Here is an 18,981-nt window from a genome sequence, read left to right as displayed (position 1 = left end):
ATTTAATGAATTAAAATGCATTAAAAAAATTTATAAATTTTAATACACTATAGGGTGATTTTATAAAATAATATTATATTCGTTAAATCAATCAATTAAAATTATTATGAAAAATTTTAAAAAATTATCAAAAAAAGATCTGAGAAAAATTAATGGTGGCGGTGCCCCTGAATGTCCTGCAGGATACAAACCTTGTCTGACCATTGATGACAATGATCAGTTAAAATGGACTTGCATATGGGCTACTCTTTCATGTAACCCTTAATATACAAGCATAAAAAAGAGCGTGAATTCACGCTCTTTACTTAATATATAGTATTATAATTACCAGTCTGAAGCCCGTTTTCTTTTCTCAATCATATGATCTACGGAAACTTTTCCGGCTCCGAAAGCGATTAAAAGAAGATATATTGATAAATAAGTTAGCCCTAATTCCATTTTATCAAAAGGATCGGCACCATGCACCATTGTAACGGCAATAATCATTGTAAAAATTAAAAATCCCAGTGCAACTCTTGTAAACAATCCCAAAATAAGAAGGATAGAGCATACAAACTCGGCAAAAACAGCAAGGATTAACGAGATCTTCGCCCCTAATCCGAGAAAGTCAAAGAATTTGATATCACCGCCTTCCAGCAGCATCTGAAGTTTAGGATATCCGTGAGAAAGCATAGCAAATCCAATAAAAACTCTTACAATTAACAGAATAATATCTCTGATCACAGAGTTAGAATTTGAGTTAAAATAATTCATGTAATGAAAATTTAGACTAAAGATAATAAAAATCTTTAAAATCAATACTGATTATGAATGATTTCGTTTATCTATAACCGAAATTCTTTAGATCCCTGTCATTTTTACGCCAGTCTTTTTTCACTTTTACGAATAAGTTCAGATGGATTTTTTTGGCAAAGAATTTCTCAAGATCAAGCCTTGCTTCCGTCCCCACTTTTTTGATCGCCTCTCCTTTATGTCCGATAATAATTCCTTTCTGGGTATCTCTTTCTACATAAATGATCGAATCTATAAAGATAATTCCTTCTTTTTCCTTGAATTGCTCTGTTACCACTTCCACGGAATAAGGAATTTCTTTGTCATAATTCAAAAGAATTTTTTCACGGATAGCCTCATTCACAAAAAATCTTTCCGGCTTATCAGTGTACATGTCCTTATCATAGTAAGGCGGGTTTTCAGGAAGCATTGATTTAAGTTTTGGAAGAATAACCTCTGTATTGAAGGCATTCAAAGCTGAGATCGGAAGAATTTCTGCCTTCGGAATCCTGTTGTGCCAGTCTTCAACCAGTTTTTCCAGTCCGGCCTGATCGGTCTGATCGACTTTATTCAACAGAAGCAATACGGGAACCGGTATTTTATTCAGTTTCTCAATTAAAAATTCGGAAGGCTCTGCTTTATCGGTAACATCTACAATGAATAAAAAAACATCGGCATCCTGTAAAGAATCCTTTACAAATTCCATCATTTTTTCCTGTAAACCGTATTTGGGATCTAACACTCCGGGAGTATCAGAAAATACGATCTGTAGGTCTTCTTCATTATAAATTCCAAAAATTCTGTGACGTGTTGTCTGGGCCTTTTGAGTTACAATAGCCAGCTTCTCCCCCATCAACTGATTGAGCAAGGTAGATTTTCCGGCATTAGGCTTTCCAACGATATTGACAAATCCTGCTTTGTGCATAAAAAAAATATTACGGACTGCAAAGTTACTAAAACAAAATCGGTCTTTAAGGGTAATGTCAAAAGATTTAAATAAAAAGCCTTTCCGATCAAGAAAGGCTCCATAGGATTTAACAGATATGGTTTTTCATAAATTGTAAACTGCCCGCAGCGAGCTCTTCTGCATCATGCGGTGATTTCTGCCATAGGGAAACCATCTGCTGCATACCGGGAACTGAAGATGAAAAATTCTCCAGGACCAGGTTTCCTTCAAAATCAATTTCTTTTAAAGCCCGGAAAAATTCATCCCAGTTGATAGTTCCTTCGCCCGGCATTCCGCGGTGTGATTCTGTGATATGAACATGTTTGAGCTTTTTTCCCGCTAAAATGACAGGATCATAAAAATTATTTTCTTCTATATTCATATGGAAAGTATCCAGATGCAGAAACAGATTGTCTTTTCCTGTTTTTTCAATCATATCCAGGACATTTTTTGCCGTATTGCAGACATAAGTTTCATACCTGTTGATAGGTTCAATGCCTATGTTTACTCCTCTTACTTTGGCATAATCTGCAATGGTGACCCAGACTTCCGTAATAATATTTGCTTCACTTTCTGTCAACGGATTCCCGGAAAAAACTCCAATTCCACCATGCAAAACACCCCCGAGAAAATCAGTTTCCAGGTCTGAAGTTTTATCAATCGCTTTTTTAATTAATTGTTCTGCTATCTCAGGATAGAATGCAATGTGTGCTTCTTTCGGAAGGTTGAAAGAGCAGACTGCATCCAGGCTATTATCCTGAAGTTGTTTTTTAACTTCTTTAGCATTAAAATCCATTGAAGCAGGCAATAAAATTTCAATCAGATCAAAACCTGCTTTTGCTGTTTTTTCTATGGCATATTTTCCGGCTTCGGCATTCCAGACCGGTGTGATCCATGAAAGAAGGGAAGCTCCCAATTTTATATTCATTTTAATTTATTTTTATTAGAAAATCCACCATTCTGTTCTTACTCCAAAATAAGTTCCGAATCTTTTTGCTCCGGATTGTTGTAAAAATGGTGAATACAAACTGGTCATCGCCTGATCATTATATCTTGAAACTTCGGCAATTAACCGGATATGAGGCCTTGCCCAGACACTTCTTTCCGCTGTGGGAACAATAGTCGGAGCCAAAACCAGTTTAACCATTGATGCCGGATCCTGGGTTCCGTCTTTCCTGGAAGCATAATGCAGCTCCGAAACAATATGAAACCAGTTATTAAAATAATAGGTTGCCCGTAAGCCGGTGTTAAATTCAGATTTCCTGTTGAAAATATTCCTTTTATAATAATCAGAAGCTTTATCATTGCTGTCTGATCCGCCTTTACTTTTTGTATAGACCGCATAAGCATTTAAAGACCATCTGTTGGAAAGGTTTAACAGGATATGTTCAACCGCTGTTAAAGAATATGCTCCTTTGTAGGTTTGGGTGACTTCATCCGGAGCTCCGTAGGTTCTCCAGGTCTGCGTATTTCCGCTGTCGCCTCCGTTGGCAATTCCTGATCCATATCTTAATGAAAACTGATTAAATGATCCCGGAAGTTTTGTATGCAGACCGGTATTTAATTTTGCTCCAAAAACCCAGCCTTTATCTGATGGATATTGTTCTACAGAATTCTTTCCTGATTTGTTTACCGTATGGAACTCTGCTAAAATTTTAAGTTTATGGTCACTTTTAAAAGGAATTGTTTGTTCCAGAACAAATACTTCTCTTTGTCTGTATATAAGGTTTTTCACTCCGCTGATGACATTGGTATAGGAATACGGTGTTGAATTACTGGCAACAGTATCAATTGCTGCCGGAAAAAACATGGAAAACCTTGTATTTTTATGTCTTACCCCCCATCCTGTCGCAGAATGGTCGTCAAAATAGAAGTAATCTGCAATATGTATGTCATCATATCTCAACCATCTTGATCCGGCCCAGACATCCCAGTCGCTTCCCATTATATTTCTGGCTTCCACAAATACTTCGGGCAATGCTATGATCATTCCCTGGTTTGATTTTGAATCTACATTTCCCAGGAAAGTTCCGCCGGAGTAAAAGCTCAGCCTGGCCTGCATGTCAATTTTTGTACTTTTTGTGCTGTCACCTCCTACAACCGGTGTAAAATGAAAAGCCGGTAAAAAATCAACATAATCCCCCTGATCCATTCTTCCCCCTAAAGATCCCTGGTTATTGAGATTCAACTGTCTGCCCGTTCTCCCGTCTGCATTGGGTGAATAAGCGGCACCGATTCTCCCTGTTGTCCCGAATGAAAAGTCTTTATTGGTAATTACAATCTGGGCATAGGTAACCTGGCTGAATATGAATAACACCCATAAACAGCCTTTTAATAGTAAGCGTTTCATTGTTACTTAATGGTTTTTAGGCTTATAAAATTTCACCGCAAACAGAACAATTATAACGTAGCAGATGATCGGCAACAGATAGGAATGAGCCACATCTTTTTCTGCAATCTTACCCATAATCGGAGTGAAGAAAGCCCCGCCAAACATAGCCATCACGAGAAATGAGGAAGCCTGCTGAACTTTTCCGCCCAGTTTTTTCAGACCCAGACTGAAAATGGTAGGGTACATTACGCTTAAGAACAGATTTAACAGTATTAAACTGATAAAAGATACCCAGCCAAAACTTTGTGAAATAATTAAGCAAAGAATAATATTACAGACCGTAAAAATAGCAAGGACTTTATTGGGTGCGATATATCTCATCAGGAAAGTCCCGATAAATCTCCCGACCATCATCATGGCCATGCTTAAGGAGAAATAATAGGAAGCCTGGGTTTCCTGCAGGTGCATTTTTTCAACTCCGTAATTGATAAAGAACGCCCATGTTCCGCCTTGTGCCGCTACGTTAAAAAACTGGGCTATCACAGCAAAAATAAAGTGTCTCTGTTTCCAGAGCGGAGCATTTATATTGACGGTTTCCGCACCACCGTCTCCGGCAGTATGTTCAAGCAGTTCCATTTCTTCAGCGTGTGGATCTTTTAAATCCGGAACTTTAATGAATGTAAAAATAATGGCTAGAACAAGCACAACAACACCAATCCAGGTATAAAGATTTTTCACGGAATCTAATGAGTTATCTTCGGCAGCGCCACCAAAAATAAAGAATCCACCCAATAAAGGTCCCATGATCGCACCTAAACCATTGAAAGACTGGGCGAAATTAACTCTCTGATCGCTGGTTCTTTCGTCTCCAAGTGCGGCAACAAAAGGATGGGCTACAGTCTCAAGAGTTGCCATCCCCAATGCAAGAATGAAAAGTGCAATTCTGAAAAATCCGAAAGACGCCTGGTCTGCAGCCGGAACGAAAAGAAAACATCCGCCCGCAAATAAAGCCAGACCTAAAATAACGCCCATTTTATAACCAAACTTTTTCATAAAAAGTCCTGCCGGAATTCCCATCAGGGCATATGCCCCGAAGATTGAAAGCTGCACAAGCCCGGATTTTGACTTGGAAATATGAAGGACATTCTGAAAGTGCTTATTCAGAACATCACCCATGGTGAGGGCGATGGCCCAAAAGAAAAACAATGAGATGACAAATGCAAGTACAACCAGGTACTTTTTTTCGGTAAATTTTACTGATTTCATAGGATGTGTTTTTAATATGATTCAATATTCTGAGTTTTAAATTGCTGGAATTCTTCATCATCATAATCGGGACAGGCTCCCGGTTTTGAAGTAATAAATGCGCCAAGTGCTGTGGCCTCATTCATGATCTCTTCCGCACTTTTCCCCTGAATTCTTTTGGAAAGGAATCCTGATAAAAATGCATCTCCGCTTCCTACCGTATCAGCTATCTGAATAGAAACAGCAGAAAGGCCGTAGTTCCTGTTGCCTGTAAAATATCTGGCTCCTTTGCTTCCTTTGGTCAGAACAATTTCTTTGATACCAAAATGATTCTGAATAAAGGCAGCACTTTCATCTTCAGTTATATATTCTTCACTCAAAAATTCCATGATCATGCGCATTTCCGCCTTATTCATTTTTACGATGTCAGCTTTATGTAAAAGTTCTTTGATCAACTCAATATCAATGAAAGGTGGCCTGAAATTAACATCAAATATTCTGAGTTTTGAGAATTCGAGAAGCTTCAGAAGTGTTTCCCTTGTTTTAGGATTTCTTGCAGACAGACTTCCGAAAACAAAAGCTTCGGCTTCAGCAACCAGAGCCTCATGTTCCGGTAAAAAATCGATATAATCCCAGGCTACATGATTGATAATTTCATAGCTGGCTTCATTATGTTCGTCAATTTTGGCTATAACAGTACTGGTAGGATGTTCCTGATCAATCTGGATATAATCTGCTGTAATTCCCCAGTCTTTAATCTGATCGGTTAACTTCTTTCCTAATTCATCATTTCCTACCCTGCTGAGCATTTTCACATCAGTTCCTGTTTTGTATACGTGATAAGCAACATTGAATGGGGCACCTCCGGCTTTGGCTCCTTCAGGGAAAAGATCCCAAAGCACTTCTCCGAAACAAACGATATATGGTTTTTTATTTATCATCGGTTAAACGTTTAATTAAATTATTAAAAAATTTTTATCTGACTGAATTCTTAGTAATTAATCGGGCAGGAAAAGTTACTTTTTTCCCATCGTTAATATAGTTATTAATCTGGCTGTCTATAAGTCGTACCGCTTCTTTAGCCATATCCATTAGAGGTTGCTGAACAAAGCTTATTTCCGTTGGAAAAAGACGGTAAGCCTCCGTTTCATCGAAAGCAATTACGGATACATCTTCAGGAACTTTTATTCCCTGCTTTAAAAGATACCTTAACCCGGCAATTCCCAGTTTATTGCTCGAAAAATATAAAGCCGTTTTCTTAGAAAGATCTAAATTATGTTTAAGCCCGTCCTCTACTTCTTCAGCTATATTATGCAGCCCTGTTAAGACCTTTTTATAGTTAACTGTTGAAGAAATACGCTTATCAAAACCTTCCTGCCGGTCTAATAAATGGGGAAGTTTTGTATCATAGCCCACATAAATAATCTCTTCGAAGTTTTTTTCCGTTAAATAAGTGCAAATGTATTCCGAGATATCTGCATTATTGATCATTACTCCGGGGATGTTGACATTTTTAAGGTAACGGTCAATCGTTACGATGGGATATTCTTCCCTGATCAGTTTATTGATCGCATCATCTGAATTTACGACAGGCGCTACAATCATTCCGTCGACCTGCTGTTCAGAAAACAGTTCTGTCAGTTTTTTAAACTTTTCAGGCGTTTCATCTGAGCTTCCGATTAACAGTGTATAGCCTAATTTCATCGCTTCGTCTTCTATGCAGCGGGCAATACTGGAATAAAAATCATTTGAAATATCGGCAAGGATAAGTCCCAAAAGCTTACTCTTACTCATTTTCAGGCTTTTTGCAATTTTATTCGGCGTGTAATTAATCGTTTCAGCAACTTCAAGAATTTTTTTCCTGGTTGCTTCACTTATCCTGCTTCCTTCCTTTTTGTTCAGGACATAAGATACCGTTGCAACGGAAACACCTGCAATTCTCGCAATATCTTTTATGGAAGCTCTTTTCAAAGGATCAGTTTTTTACCCTGCAAAAATATTTCATAAATTATTAATAAAACAATAGGTCTAATTTTTTGGTCATCTGGAAATTAATTGTATTTTCGCGACTTTTTGAAATTTAAAACAAAAACCATCCAAACAATTGATAATCAAATAAATATAAATAAATATTTACGTCGCATTAATTTAACATTAATTAAATATTAAGCTTGGCTATACATTACAGATAAATTATGGTTAAACGTTTATCTAAAATTATTTTAATAAAATTTAAATTAAATGATAAATTGATTATATTATTCTTTTATTGAATCTAAAAAACTGATATTTTTGATTATTGCAATACTGTTTTATGAGTATCGACGAAATTATTGATTCTATATCCGTTCTTCCTGAAAATTCCAGATTACACCTGAAAAAACATATCACGGAAATCCGGTATCCAAGGCACTTTTGTCTGATGGAAGCCGATAAGGTAATCCCTTATATTTACTTTATAAAGAAAGGAATCATCCGTGCGTATGCTTCTACCGGTGAAAATGACATCACTTTCTGGTTTGGAAGTGAAGGACAGACCGTGATCTCCATGAAAAGTTATGTGGAAGACCTGCCCGGCTACGAAAGCATTGAGCTTCTGGAAGACTGCGAGCTCTACAAACTGGAAACCGAGAACTTAAGAAAACTTTTTAATGAAGATATTCATATTGCTAATTGGGGCAGGAAATTTGCCGAAAAGGAATTGGTAAAAACAGAAGAGTTAATCATTTCGAGGCAGTTTAAAACAGCCTCAGAACGCTACAAAGATCTTATGCGGGACAAGCCTGATCTTTTGAGAAGGGTTCAGCTGGGACATATTGCTTCTTATCTGGGTATTACGCAGGTGAGCCTGAGCAGAATACGGGCGGAAATCAGGTGATTTTTTTGGTAGAGAGTTGCCAGCTGAAAGTGGTTAAAGATGTTGGAAATTTGCTTTATTTTTTAACAATTGTAAAATTTTAAGTCGTTATAAATACGGAAATTTGCAACAGAAAAATAATTAAAAATGAACTGGATTATCTTAATTATCGCGGGATTATTTGAAGTGGCCTTTGCATCTTGTTTGGGAAAAGCTAAGGAAACATCAGGCTCTGAAATGTACTACTGGTTTGCCGGATTTCTGGTTACCATGACGATAAGTATGCTGTTACTGATCAAAGCAACCCAAACCTTACCTATTGGAACCGCTTATGCTGTATGGACAGGAATCGGAGCGGTAGGAACCGCTTTAGTAGGAATTGTATTTTTTAAAGATCCGGTAACTTTCTGGAGAATATTTTTTATTGCAACATTGATCGGTTCCGTGATCGGATTAAAATCGGTTTCTCACTAAAATCAAATATCTGTAAAATAATAACCGCTCTCAGACTGAGAGCGGTGTTGTTATTTTTTGTAAACTACCGGTAAGATTTCATTGTGTCTTAATCCGTATTTATTGATTTCTTCTTCTGTGAATTTCTGAGAATAAAAATTGGGTTCTGCTTCAAAACCTGCCTTTCTTAAACGGTCGAAATAGTCCATTCCGTACCAGCGAACGTGATCATACTGCCCGAAATGTTTCTGACGTTCTTTCGGATCTTTAATCGTGAAATCTTCATAGGTTTTTTCCAGAGAATTTTTCATCGGAACCTGGAAAATTCCCCATCCGCCAGGTCTCATCACCCTGTAAAGCTCACTGATTGCTTTGGCATCATCTTCAATATGTTCCAGAACGTGATTGCAAAAGATAATGTCAAAACTTTCATCAGCAAAGGGTAAATCCAGAATATCCGCTTTAATATCCACAATCGGAGAAAATAAGTCTGCTGAAATATAATCCAGGTTTCTCATCTTCTTAAATTTCCTTAAAAACTCCTGTTCGGGAGCAATATGTAAAACCTTATAGTTTTTAATGAAGAAATCGGTTTCATTCTGAAGATACAGCCACATCTGACGGTGCCTCTCCAGGCTTAAAGTTCCCGGAGACAATGCATTTTCTCTCTGCTTTCCGTATCCGTAAGGGAGAAACTTCCGGTAAGATTTTCCGTCAATAGGATCAAAGAATTTATCGCCTTTGAAAAACTGGTAGATAAGTGGTCTCGCCCAGATACTCATTTTAATAAGCACCGGACGCGGGATTTTATTCAGTAAAAGTTTCGTTACTTTTTTCATTAAAAGTCCATTTGGAAAGGCTTCTCTTCATCACTTTCGATTCCTAAAGCTTCGTAAACATATTTGAATGTGGAAAGCAGTACGGGTTTCCCGTTGATTACTGCCACATCATGTTCAAAATGAGCTGAAGGTTGATTATCAAGAGTGGTTACCGTCCAGCCATCATTATGGAATTTTACTTTTTCCGTACCCAGGTTCACCATCGGTTCGATAGCAATGGCCAAGCCGTCTTTGATTACTTTTCCGCTTCCCTGTCTTCCGTAATTAGGAACCTGAGGATCTTCGTGCATTTTTCTTCCCAAACCATGTCCTACAAGCTCTCTTACCACACCGTATCCTTCTTTTTCACAATGAGCCTGAATAGCATGGGAAATATCTCCTATCCTCTTTCCTCTGATACACTGCTCGATTCCTTTGTAAAGGGATTCTTTTGTTACCTGTAGCAGTTTTTTGGTTTCAGGATTCACTTCTCCGATTTCGAATGTATAGGCATGATCACCTACAAAACCGTTTAAAATAGCGCCGCAATCTACAGAAAGCACATCACCTTCTTTAATAATGTCATTGTTTGGAAAGCCGTGTACTACCTGCTCGTTCGGGGAAATACACAGAGAGTTCGGGAAACCTCCGTAGCCCAGAAATGCAGGCTCGCCGCCATGATCTTTAATGAAATCGTGAGCTAATTTATCTAAATATAAGGTGGTAATTCCGGGTTTGATTTCTTTCGCCAGCATTCCTAATGTTTTAGAAACCAGCTGCGCGCTTTGCTTCATTAAACGAAGCTCTTCTATTGTTTTTAATTGAATCATTCTTGTTTAGATGTTAGATATGAGATGTTAGATGCTAGATTTAATAGTTTATGTATATTACTATCTGAAAATTTAAATCACCTGAGTCTCTATATTTTTCCGGTAAGTTTTTAAAATGAAATATCACAGCTTTAAAACTAATTTCTAATCTCTAGCTTCTAGCCTCTATTTTAAATTCTACCCTACCAGAATAATCCTTTTTTCTTTTCTTTTTTAAGTTTGGAATATGCTAAAACTTCTTTTCCTTCTACACGGAATTCTATTCTTTCCTGAATGATGTTATAGATTTCTCCCCATCCCGGAAAACCGCCTAAATTTCTGTCATCAATAAACCAGTCTGCATCTAATTTTCTGGATTGTGTATCGCAATCGAAAACCTCGCCTTCAAAGCTTGAGTTAACGGCATAGAACTCAACTCCGTTTTTTCTGCAGAATTCTACTGCTTCATCCAACGTTTTTCCGTGTCTGTATGTCCAAAGTATTAATCTGTAGCCTTCAGCCTGAAGTTTTTTAAGGGTTTCGAAAGCAAAAATTTTCGGCTTTCCAATTCCCGGATAAGCATCATCCACAATGGTTCCGTCAAAATCTACAGCAATTTTTTTATTACTTAACATCTTTGTATATTTTTAGCTGGGCAAAGATACGAAATAAAAAGAGTGCCGAAAAATCCGACACTCTTGTTTTATAAATTATGCTGTTAAGCTATTAACTTTTTACCCAGTTAAACTGAAACTGTAAATCAGGAGTGGAAACCCTGTCTGTGATTTTCTGCAATCTCGCAGGAAGTTTCATTAAGTATTCCTGAGCTTTTTCCGCTTTTTCGGTAAGGCCTTTTACGTGCTCTATTTTCCATTCATCCAACAGGTCTTTCATGATATTGATATAATCCTGGCCTGTGTACACCATACATCTTTGGGCAGCATCTGAGAAATGTCCCCAAAGTTCTCCTGCTTTCTGACCGGATTGTCTCATCAAATGCGCAGGCATTACGATTTTTTTACGCATCATATCTTCGAAAGCCAAAATTAATTCAGATGGGTCTATTTCAAGGATTTTTGCTACGAAATGTTTATAGGCTTTTGCGTGTCTTGCTTCATCTGCTGCAATAACACCACACATTTTAGCCAGTTTACCGTTTCCGGATTGCTTGGCAAGGGTTCCTACTCTTCTGTGAGAGATATTGGTTGCCGTTTCCTGGAAACTTGTATAGATAAAGTTTCTGTAAGGATCCATGCTGGTTCCCAAATCGAAACCGTCATTGATAAGGTATTGAGTGGTAATTTCAACTTCTCTCATATTGACTCTTCCGCACAGGTAAAGGTATTTATTCAACAAATCCCCGTGTCTGTTTTCTTCTGCTGTCCAGGCTCTCACCCAGTTGGCCCAGCCTAATTTTTGTTCCTGATCGATCCCTTCAACTCCCATTAACCAGGATTCGTAAGACGGAAGGGCTTCTTCCGTGATACAGTCTCCGATAAGGGTAACGAAAAGGTCATAAGGCATTTCACGTGCAAAAGTCTGAATTTCTTCCAGATCGTATTTGAAGTCTGAGCTTGACGGATCAGGAAGGTAGTCTGAGGGCTGCCAGATCTTTTCAATCGGCGTCAAAAATTTATCCAGAAAAGAACCTACTTCCTTTTCCAATATTCCCATTACTTCTTTCCTTACAAGCTTTTGATACATTCTTCTAAAATATTTTTTATACTGCAAAGATATAACTTATTTATTATTTGGAGCATAATAACGTATGTAAGTCATAATATCTCTGACATAAATCATAAAAGAAATGCCGGTATTTCTGAGATATCGGCATTCATTTATAAGTATTTTTAACGTTTAATTAACCAAAATCTCGCCTGACATTGCAGGTGGAATTTCTATCCCCATTACTTTTAAAATGGTTAGCGCAACATCACCTAATTTTCCGGATTTTAAATTCCATGTATGGTCTTTATCCATTACAATAAATGGAACTAGATTGGTTGAATGCTGGGTGTTCGGGGTTCCGTCCGGGTTGATCATCACATCTGAATTTCCGTGATCGGCAAGGATAAATACGGCATAACCATGCTCATAAGCTGTCGTTGCTACTTTTTCGATGCATTTGTCTACGGTTTCCGCTGCTTTTACGGCTGCTGAAAAAACGCCTGTATGCCCTACCATATCTGTATTGGCGAAATTTAAACAGATAAAGTCTGCCGTTTCATTTTCCAATTCAGGAACAATGGCATTGGTAATATCATAAGCAGACATTTCCGGCTTTAAATCATAGGTAGGCACATCTTTCGGGCTCGGGCAAAGCAATCTTCTTTCGCCTTGAAATTCTTCTTCTCTTCCTCCTGAAAAGAAAAAAGTAACATGTGGATATTTTTCCGTTTCTGCAATTCTGATCTGGGTTTTCCCATTTTTTTCAAGGATCTCTCCCATTGTATCTTTCAATACTTCCTCATCAAAAACTACTTTTACATTCTGGAATGTCTTATCATAATTGGTTAAGGTAACATAATACAGGTTCAGCTTACGCATGAAGAATTCCGGGAAATCCTGCTGGGAAAGTACTTCTGTGATTTCCCTGCCTCTGTCTGTACGGAAATTGAAGCAGATCACCACATCATTATCCACAATTTTAGCAACAGGCACAACATTTCCGGTTGCCGTTGTATTCATTAAAATAATCGGCTTTAAAAATTCATCGGTAACATTATTGTCATATGAAGTTTTAATAGCTTCCAGAGCATCTGTAGTCTGAAGACCAACTCCTTCTGTTAATGCATCGTAAGCCAATTTTACACGTTCCCATCTTTTATCCCTGTCCATCGCATAATATCTCCCCACAATCGTAGCAAGCTTTCCTGTCGTTGCAAGCATATGATCCTGAAGTTCTTTGATAAAGCCTAATCCAGAGTGCGGATCACAGTCTCTGCCGTCTGTGAAGGCATGAACAAAAACATTTTCGTTCAATCCGAATTCTTTTGCAGCTGTTAATAAGCCTTTCAGGTGATTGATATGGGAGTGTACCCCACCGTTGGAAACCAAACCGATGAAATGTACTTTTTTATTTTCTCTTTTGGCATATTCAAAAGCTTCCTGGATTACTTTTTCCTGACCCAGGGTACCATTTTCCACAGCCATATTGAGTTTCACAAGATTCTGGAACACCACTCTTCCGGCTCCCAGATTCATATGTCCTACTTCGGAATTTCCCATCTGTCCTGCCGGAAGACCAACAGCCAGGCCGCTTGCTTCAAGAGTACTGTGTGGAAATTTTTTATAACAACTATCTATAAATGGTGTGTTTGCTTTATCTATTGCTGAAACGTCCGGATTCATACCCAGTCCCCAACCGTCAAGTATTGCTAGTATTGCTTTTTTCGACATTTTTTATAACTTTTATCATACAAATTTACCTAATTTCCTATGAACGGAAGAAATTTGAACTGTTTAATTTTAAGCTGCAGTCCTTTTATAAGTCAAAAAAGATTTTGCAGATGATTCAGATTTCTATAACTCTTTTTATTTTTGTTCGCAGATTTAGCGGATAGAGCAGATTTTTAAGGTGAAGAATCTGTATGTTTTAAGCTCAACTGATTAATCAGGTTTTGAATGGCGTCAGTTTTTGAACCAGCTTATGATCTCGTAACGGAGCGGTTTGGAAGGCTGGGATTCTATTTTAATATTCTGACCTTTTGTACTTCCTTTCACATCTGCCTCTTTTTCCCAGTTTCCCAGGGTAAATTTAAACTGTGCCGGAAGATGAACCTTAAGTGTGATGCTTCTCTCCCTGGCATTTTTTTTATTCATTTTAATGGAAGAAGGATTCCAGCTTCCTAATTCAGATTGGTTGCCTGTAATGTAAACCTCATCATTTTTATCCGGAGTGCTTACAACAAAGGTTACTTCATGCACATCATCCGAATATTCTTTAAAAAAGTCATCATATGTTATTTTTTTGTTCTCTGCATATTCTTTAATGTACGAATCTAGAAAGCCACTTTCTCTCAGAAGTTGAAAAGGATCTTCGAAGTTAAGAATCGTATAGACTGCTTTATGCTTGTCTGTCTGTTTCTTAAAATACGCTTCTGCAATCTTGTAACCCATCCAGTACCCAAGGTCATTCGGCCTGTCATCTTTCTTACTGGTTTCATAGAGCCAGTCTGTATAACTTTCATCTTTAAGTCTGGTCACAAATTCTCTGTACAGCTTATCGGAATGAGCCTCACCATAAGTGAAAGCTTTTGTATTGATATTCTCACCGGAGATCAGTTCACCGATAAAATCTGCACTTCCTTCATGTAAAGACTGCTTCAGTAAAGTATTGTTACCTTTTTCGTTTTGCTGGAAATGGATCAGTTCGTGGGCAATAAGTCCTGTAACACCGTCAAGGTTTTTAAGCATTTCGGTTCCTATAATAATGCCATCTCCGGAAACAGTTCCTCCTGAATTAAATCTGCCATAAACAAAATATACCGGAGGATATTTGGCATCCGGATACCAGTATTTCAAAGCACTGTAGATGGCTTTTGTTTTTTTCTCTTTCTGCCCTATCCCTGCCAGTACATTACGGCTCAGAAGATAATCTGCCTTTCTTTTTTTCACTTTTGAATATAAAGAATCTGCATTAATGATCCTGAATTCCGTAAAACCTTTTACTCCCGGCGAACCGTTTTTCATGTATTCAGTAAAAGGATTTTCTGCAGACGTTTCCATTTTATCAAAAGCTTTCCAGAAACTGTCTGTATCTTTTGTTTCAAAAACAGCATTTAAAGGATCACTGGAAAAACCGGACTGTGCTTTGGCTGTTCCAAAAGATAAAAGAGCAGCAGCCAGAATAAAACTTATTTTGAATTTCATGCTTAAGTTATAAGTATTTTGAATTTTAACGTCCAAATTAAGAAAATATTACGCCTCTTTACTTTCTTATTTTAATTTTATACTAAATAATCTGAGTCCGGGATAGGGCATTTTCGTTTGCATAATAGGGTCAGGAAGTTTGAAGCTGGAAGAAGGAAGTTATTGAAATCCAAAGGCAGAAATACACCACGGTTTTATTAGCTTCGTTAATCCGCTTCATCAAATTTAAAGGCAGCTGTTTAATATTATTGCCTAACAGTAACTTCCAGCCTCTATCTTCCAGCTTCCAGCCTTTTAATCTTAACTTCTTATCCCAAACTCAGGTTAAATAGTTTTCTCAAGAGCTGTCTGAGAATTTTCCAACCGATTGTAACAGTTTTATCAATTATTATTTAATTTTGTCCTATGGATTTACGAGATCAACTTAAGAACCTTTTTCCTGAGCATGAAGAACAGGATTTTGAAATGCCTGAAGAGCAATTCAAGCAAAAGGAACCTCTGGTATGCAAATTTGAAAAGAAAGGAAGAAATGGCAAGCCTGTAACGATTGTTGAAGGCTGGGAAGGCAGCGAGGAAGAGCTGAAAAAAATTTCAAAAAAAATAAAAACCACCTTAGGAATAGGCGGTTCTGAAAAGGACGGAACGATCATTATTCAGGGGGATAACCGCGACAAAATAATGGATATCCTTAAAGAAATGGGTTATAAAACCAAAAGAGTCGGCGGATAATTAGAAATAAACTTGCGTGCCGGGCAGTAATTTTTTTATTTTTTCTAAAGTTGTTTTTTCAATAGGGTTTCCTGTGAGAATCAATGTTTTAAGATTTTTCATTTGTGAAATTTCTGATGGCAGATCTTTTAACCCGTTGTTGGCTAAATTCATACTCACTACATTTTTCAGTCCTTTAATTTCAGGTGAAATTTCCCTGATATTGTTCTGGCTCAGGTTTAGGAATTCAAGTTTTTTTGATCTGAATAATGTTTCCGGCAATACGGAAATCGCATTTTGCTGCAGCTCAAGATAAGTCAGGTTTTTAGGAAATTCCAGACTTCCAAGGTCATTGATCTGGTTGGCCGAAAGATTAAGGAATTTCAGGTTTTTAATCTTGTCGATATTTTCAGAGATGAAACTGATCTGATTTCCCTGAAGGTTAATTTCTTCCAAGGTGGCAATCTGGGTCAGTGCTTCCGGAAAAACACTCAGGCTGTTGGCATCAAGATGAATTACTTTTAAATTCTGAAGCTTTGCAACATTAGGGTTTACAGAGGTTAAACCGTTCAGATTGATTGAGAATGATTTCAGTTTTTTAAGCTCAGCAATTTCATCAGGAATAAATTTAATGCTGTTTTTGTTGATGTTCAGGGTTTCCAATTCTTTCAAAGAGAAAATTTCGGCATCCATCTTCTCCAGATTGTTTCCCATCAGATTCAGAAAGAATAAAGAATTCAGTTTTTTTATTTCCGGGGGAAGGTTAAAAAGCCCTTTATCCCTGAAACTCACGCTGTAAACCGTTGTTCCGCTTTTTAAGGCTTCGTCAACATTGGTATACGTTGGGTATTTTACAGGGTCAATCTGTGCTTTAACAAAATTGAGGGATAATAAAACAATCAGTAGAACCAGCTTTTTCATAGATAAAGAAAAGCTGCCGGCGATAAAAACCACCGGCAGCAGAAAGTTATTAATTATTATTTTTTCAGAAGTTTCACTGTTTTCTGGAAACCATCCGCTTCAATATTTAAAACCAATACACGGGATGCATCAAGCTGTGAAGTAAGGTCTAAATCCAATGAAGAGTTTGAGCCTGTAAACTTCTTGCTGTAAACAATTTTACCGTCCATGCTGTATGCTGTTACAGAAAGGTCTTTTAATCCTTTTACAGAGTTGATCTTTACCATTCCTGAAGTAGGGTTTGGAGCAACAGTAACGGTGTTTTCCGCCTGATGATCGATAATTCCTAACGTAGCATCTGATCCAAGGTTATTTTTTAAGGCAACAACAATTGTAGCTGATTTCCCTCTGTAATCTATGACATTTCCTGTAGCGTCGGTATCTGTAGAGATCGTCGCATCCGGATGCTGTATAGAGAAGAAACCAAATTTATGATCCGGAGTAAAGGTAAGCCCAGTAGGCTCAGATCCTGCCGGCATTGAAGCAAAAAGTTTCACTTTCGGATTTGCCTGTGTATGATCCGGAGCTACTACCCAGATGTAGTTTTTACCACCATCCTGTAATACCCAAAGATTTCCTAATTCATCAAAAGTAAGGTTATCATTCCCATCACCCCATGCTTCAGATTTTACTCCCTGAGCAGTATCGAAAGAATAAGTCGTGTTAAGGCCTCCTACGAAAGTTTCAACCTGTGAAGCCGTAGCACCGTCATCTTTTAAACGATATACTTTATTAAGACCTTTTGCCGTAAAGTAAATTTTACCGTCGATCGGGCTGATATCCACATCTTCTATTCCGTTGAAAGAAGTTCCGCCTAATGATGATGCCAAAGATGCCGTATTGTTCTGGTCTGCTTTTAATTTATTAGGAACCTGGATCCATGTAGCGGTTGTTGCAACAGGATCTCCACTGCTTAATCCCTGGTCTAATTTCAATACATAAAGGTTTCCTGAGGAAAGGTCATTCGGAGTATCCATCACATATTTATAAACAAGATGAGTTCCGCCGTCTTCTCCATAATACGCAGTAGTTCCTGCATTATTTATCACTACGTTTTCGTGATTCATAATTCCCATCTGCCATAATTTCCCTTTAGAACCGTCTGTGTTGTGAGAAATAACCTGTGCTGTAGCCGGATCAATTTCTACCAGCCAGCCGTAATCTTTGTAGCCGTCAACATTGGTATCATTAGAAGTTACCTGCTCTTCAGCCGTAACTACCGTTCCCCAAGGCGTAACTCCACCTGAACAGTTTCTGATCGTCTGTACCAAGCTTGGTGTTGAAAAATCTACTGCTCTGGATCTCGTTAACTGCCAAAGTTTTGTAGCAGCATTATAATTGATTTCCGCCATGGTAACTCCACCCGGGTTTGTTTCATGGTTTACGGAAAGATAACCGTTTACTGCGCTTGCATTTTTAGGGACATAAGCGGTAAAGTCATTCTGTCCTCCTACAAGTCCGCCACCTTCAGTATAGCTGTCACCTTCTTTTAAGATAAGCTGATATTTATGTTCTGCAGGAATGATTAATTTGTTGGTTTGTGCCGTCGGAATAATTGAAGTAAAGCAGCTGATATGGGCAGCATTACAAGGCACCGTTGTATTGTTTATTGTTTTAAGATAAGCATCGATTCTTAAATCAGAGCTTTGTCCTGATCTGTTGTGCAATTCGATAGAAATTCTGTTGTTTCCGTTTACGAATTTTGATTTTGGAATTGTAAAAACATTATATACACTTTCTGCAGCCCCATCGATTGTCGTACTGGATGCAGTGCTGAATGTAATAGCCCCTGCAGGCATATTATCTCTTAACACTTCCTGACCGTTCAGGTATACTACGATACCGTCATCTCTCATCACACCCAATTCCATGTTGTCACTAAGACTTGCCAAGTTTACCGTAAAATCTTTAGCAAAATAAGCCGTTGTAAGCCCTGTGTTTGTACTTGTTGTTACAGGATCACCATATCCAAGCGGACCGTCTCCTGTAGACCATGTTGAAATGTCAAAATTAGCATCCTTCCATTGATCTACCTGTGCCTGGTTGTTGTCTTTGTACCTCCATGTGGAGTTTTTGTTGAACACAAAAGTCTGTGCATGGAATACAGAACTTGTCATAAGTGCAAGAGCTGCAACTGTGAGTAGTTTTTTCTTCATTTTAAATTTGATTTATTAGATGTAGCAAAACTATTTTTTAATTGCGAGCACTCT

General features: G+C 37.8%; 19 protein-coding genes. 4 read left to right on the top strand and 15 right to left on the bottom strand.

What is annotated here, in order from left to right:
- The first annotated feature begins 106 nt into the window (after positions 1-106).
- Positions 107-265 (top strand): bacteriocin-like protein, encoded by a 159-nt coding sequence (locus AB8P06_RS10070; RefSeq protein WP_369841057.1) that lies wholly within the window; start codon positions 107-109, stop codon positions 263-265.
- Positions 266-324: 59 nt separating this feature from the next.
- Here the strand turns inward: AB8P06_RS10070 and AB8P06_RS10065 are convergent, their stop codons facing one another.
- The 7 genes from AB8P06_RS10065 to AB8P06_RS10035 all read right to left on the bottom strand — a co-directional run bounded on the left by AB8P06_RS10065 (position 325) and on the right by AB8P06_RS10035 (position 7,265).
- On the bottom strand, positions 325-753 hold the full coding sequence (locus AB8P06_RS10065; RefSeq protein WP_369841055.1) for a DoxX family protein: 429 nt from the start codon (positions 751-753) through the stop codon (positions 325-327).
- A gap of 67 nt (positions 754-820) precedes the next feature.
- On the bottom strand, positions 821-1,696 hold the full coding sequence (era, locus tag AB8P06_RS10060) for a GTPase Era (RefSeq protein ID WP_369841053.1): 876 nt from the start codon (positions 1,694-1,696) through the stop codon (positions 821-823).
- A 109-nt stretch (positions 1,697-1,805) separates the two neighbouring features.
- A complete protein-coding gene (locus AB8P06_RS10055; RefSeq protein WP_369841051.1) occupies positions 1,806-2,645 on the bottom strand; it encodes a sugar phosphate isomerase/epimerase family protein in 840 nt (279 codons plus the stop codon).
- Positions 2,646-2,660: 15 nt separating this feature from the next.
- Positions 2,661-4,067: a carbohydrate porin gene (locus AB8P06_RS10050; RefSeq protein WP_369841049.1), complete on the bottom strand. Its 1,407-nt coding sequence runs from the start codon at positions 4,065-4,067 to the stop codon at positions 2,661-2,663.
- Between the two features lie 6 nt (positions 4,068-4,073).
- Entirely contained in the window at positions 4,074-5,315 is a 1,242-nt protein-coding gene (locus tag AB8P06_RS10045; protein ID WP_369841047.1) for a sugar MFS transporter, read from the bottom strand.
- An 11-nt stretch (positions 5,316-5,326) separates the two neighbouring features.
- Positions 5,327-6,235: a carbohydrate kinase family protein gene (locus tag AB8P06_RS10040; protein WP_369841045.1), complete on the bottom strand. Its 909-nt coding sequence runs from the start codon at positions 6,233-6,235 to the stop codon at positions 5,327-5,329.
- A gap of 34 nt (positions 6,236-6,269) precedes the next feature.
- Positions 6,270-7,265 carry a LacI family DNA-binding transcriptional regulator gene (locus tag AB8P06_RS10035; RefSeq protein ID WP_369841043.1) on the bottom strand — a complete coding sequence of 332 codons (996 nt, stop codon included), beginning with the start codon at positions 7,263-7,265 and terminating at the stop codon, positions 6,270-6,272.
- A 343-nt stretch (positions 7,266-7,608) separates the two neighbouring features.
- Here AB8P06_RS10035 and AB8P06_RS10030 point away from each other — a divergent pair, with 343 nt between their 5' ends.
- Positions 7,609-8,172, top strand: coding sequence for a Crp/Fnr family transcriptional regulator (locus AB8P06_RS10030; protein ID WP_369841041.1), 564 nt, complete (start codon positions 7,609-7,611; stop codon positions 8,170-8,172).
- 126 nt (positions 8,173-8,298) lie between these two features.
- On the top strand, positions 8,299-8,625 hold the full coding sequence (locus tag AB8P06_RS10025) for a DMT family transporter (RefSeq protein WP_369841039.1): 327 nt from the start codon (positions 8,299-8,301) through the stop codon (positions 8,623-8,625).
- A 50-nt stretch (positions 8,626-8,675) separates the two neighbouring features.
- Here AB8P06_RS10025 and AB8P06_RS10020 read toward each other — a convergent pair whose 3' ends face one another.
- The 6 genes from AB8P06_RS10020 to AB8P06_RS09995 all read right to left on the bottom strand — a co-directional run bounded on the left by AB8P06_RS10020 (position 8,676) and on the right by AB8P06_RS09995 (position 15,103).
- Positions 8,676-9,443, bottom strand: a complete 768-nt coding sequence (locus tag AB8P06_RS10020) for a class I SAM-dependent methyltransferase (protein WP_369841037.1) — start codon at positions 9,441-9,443, stop codon at positions 8,676-8,678.
- Complete coding sequence (gene map, locus AB8P06_RS10015) at positions 9,443-10,252, bottom strand: type I methionyl aminopeptidase (RefSeq protein ID WP_369841035.1); 810 nt, start codon at positions 10,250-10,252, stop codon at positions 9,443-9,445. The genes AB8P06_RS10020 and map overlap by 1 nt, the downstream gene beginning before the upstream one ends.
- 182 nt (positions 10,253-10,434) lie before the next feature.
- Positions 10,435-10,866, bottom strand: coding sequence for a BT0820 family HAD-type phosphatase (locus AB8P06_RS10010; protein WP_369841033.1), 432 nt, complete (start codon positions 10,864-10,866; stop codon positions 10,435-10,437).
- A gap of 91 nt (positions 10,867-10,957) precedes the next feature.
- The gene (locus tag AB8P06_RS10005; protein ID WP_369841031.1) at positions 10,958-11,935 is read right to left on the bottom strand and encodes an acyl-ACP desaturase; all 978 of its coding nucleotides are present in this window, start codon (positions 11,933-11,935) and stop codon (positions 10,958-10,960) included.
- A 153-nt stretch (positions 11,936-12,088) separates the two neighbouring features.
- Positions 12,089-13,630 (bottom strand): 2,3-bisphosphoglycerate-independent phosphoglycerate mutase, encoded by a 1,542-nt coding sequence (gene gpmI, locus AB8P06_RS10000; RefSeq protein WP_369841029.1) that lies wholly within the window; start codon positions 13,628-13,630, stop codon positions 12,089-12,091.
- 231 nt (positions 13,631-13,861) lie between these two features.
- Entirely contained in the window at positions 13,862-15,103 is a 1,242-nt protein-coding gene (locus AB8P06_RS09995; RefSeq protein ID WP_369841028.1) for a carbohydrate-binding module family 20 domain-containing protein, read from the bottom strand.
- Positions 15,104-15,508: 405 nt separating this feature from the next.
- Between AB8P06_RS09995 and AB8P06_RS09990 the strand changes: the two genes are divergently transcribed.
- Positions 15,509-15,832, top strand: coding sequence for a translation initiation factor (locus AB8P06_RS09990; RefSeq protein ID WP_369841026.1), 324 nt, complete (start codon positions 15,509-15,511; stop codon positions 15,830-15,832).
- Here AB8P06_RS09990 and AB8P06_RS09985 read toward each other — a convergent pair whose 3' ends face one another.
- Both AB8P06_RS09985 and AB8P06_RS09980 read right to left on the bottom strand, forming a co-directional pair.
- The gene (locus AB8P06_RS09985; protein WP_369841024.1) at positions 15,833-16,732 is read right to left on the bottom strand and encodes a leucine-rich repeat domain-containing protein; all 900 of its coding nucleotides are present in this window, start codon (positions 16,730-16,732) and stop codon (positions 15,833-15,835) included.
- Between the two features lie 56 nt (positions 16,733-16,788).
- Positions 16,789-18,927, bottom strand: a complete 2,139-nt coding sequence (locus AB8P06_RS09980) for an alkaline phosphatase PhoX (protein WP_369841022.1) — start codon at positions 18,925-18,927, stop codon at positions 16,789-16,791.
- Positions 18,928-18,981 lie beyond the last annotated feature (54 nt).

This window comes from Chryseobacterium tongliaonense (assembly GCF_041224435.1).
GTDB classification, from domain to species: domain Bacteria; phylum Bacteroidota; class Bacteroidia; order Flavobacteriales; family Weeksellaceae; genus Chryseobacterium; species Chryseobacterium tongliaoense.
This window is presented reverse-complemented; position numbering and strand designations above follow the sequence as displayed.